This is a genomic window from Bacillus sp. LR--39, from assembly GCF_053613335.1.
On the sequence record NZ_JBSIOT010000287.1, the window covers coordinates 1 to 1133 of the forward strand.

Annotated in this window: 3 protein-coding genes; 2 read left to right on the forward strand and 1 reads right to left on the reverse strand. The window is 47.6% G+C overall.

What is annotated here, in order from left to right; all coding sequences use genetic code 11:
* Together ACWHAR_RS22565 and srtA are read left to right on the forward strand one after the other, a co-directional pair.
* Positions 1 to 126: LPXTG cell wall anchor domain-containing protein (locus tag ACWHAR_RS22565; protein ID WP_452087890.1), on the forward strand; the 126-nt coding region annotated here is incomplete at its 5' end.
* Positions 123 to 719, forward strand: a complete 597-nt coding sequence (srtA, locus tag ACWHAR_RS22570; protein ID WP_041335646.1) for a sortase SrtA — start codon at positions 123 to 125, stop codon at positions 717 to 719. The genes ACWHAR_RS22565 and srtA, both read left to right, overlap by 4 nt.
* A gap of 29 nt (positions 720 to 748) precedes the next feature.
* Here the strand turns inward: srtA and ACWHAR_RS22575 are convergent.
* On the reverse strand, positions 749 to 1133 hold a 385-nt coding region (locus tag ACWHAR_RS22575; protein WP_452087889.1), incomplete at its 5' end, for a pseudouridine synthase.

Sequence of the window (1133 nt, forward strand, 5' to 3'; positions counted from 1 at the left end):
GGGCCTGAGCATCCGCTTCCAGATACATCAGCAAACTACTATAACTTTATCGTAATCGGTGCGGCGGTGACATTGTCAGGAACTTATCTATATGTCAGAAGAAAAAGGAGCGCCTCCAGAACGTGAAAAAAATTATTCCACTATTCATCATTGCTGCCGGCCTAGTGATCGCAGGCTATGGAGGCTTTAAATTGATCGATACGAATATGAAAACGGAACAGACATTAAAAGAAGCAAAACTGGCGGCTGAAAAGCCGCAGGAACTTTTGGGGACGAAAAATAGCTCAGATCAAGCAAAGAACAAAGCATCATTTAAGCCTGAGACCGGCCAAGCGAGCGGCATTTTGGAAATACTGAAAATCAATGCAGAGCTTCCGATCGTGGAGGGCACCGATGCTGATGATTTAGAAAAAGGTGTCGGGCATTACAAGGACAGCTATTATCCTGATGAAAACGGACAAATTGTGCTGTCAGGGCATCGGGATACCGTGTTTCGCCGGACGGGAGAGCTGGAAAAGGGGGATCGGCTCCGCATTCTCCTGTCATATGGAGAATTCACATATGAAATTGTAAAAACAAAAATTGTCGATAAGGATGACACATCTATTATCACGCTCCAGCATGAAAAGGAAGAGCTGATTCTGACGACCTGCTATCCGTTTTCATACGTCGGAAATGCCCCGAAGCGCTATATTATATATGGAAAACGAGTGACTTAAAAAGCCGAGGCAGTGCCTGCGGCTTTTCTTCATGAAAAATATGTGCGGCAAAGGTTTTTCATATCAGCAGGGAAAGGGGCTTCAGCAACTATGAGCTCGTCTGTTATCGGGTGAACCGCTTGTACTTTATTGGCGTGCAGTGCCTGCCTGTTTAGCAGCTTGCTCCCGCCTCCGTAAAGCGAGTCTCCTGTCAACGGATGGCCGAGGCTCGCCAGATGAACACGGATTTGGTGTGTTCTGCCTGTTTCCAGCTCTAATTCAACGAGCGACAGCCGTTCTTTCGCATTGCTGGCCATTACCTTGAAATGAGTGACGGCTGTTTGCCCGCCTGGTGAAACCCGGCGTCTTGTCGGGTGTGAGCGGTCTCTGCCGATCGGTGAATTAATTGTCCCTTTTTTCGTCCGTAGCTTACCT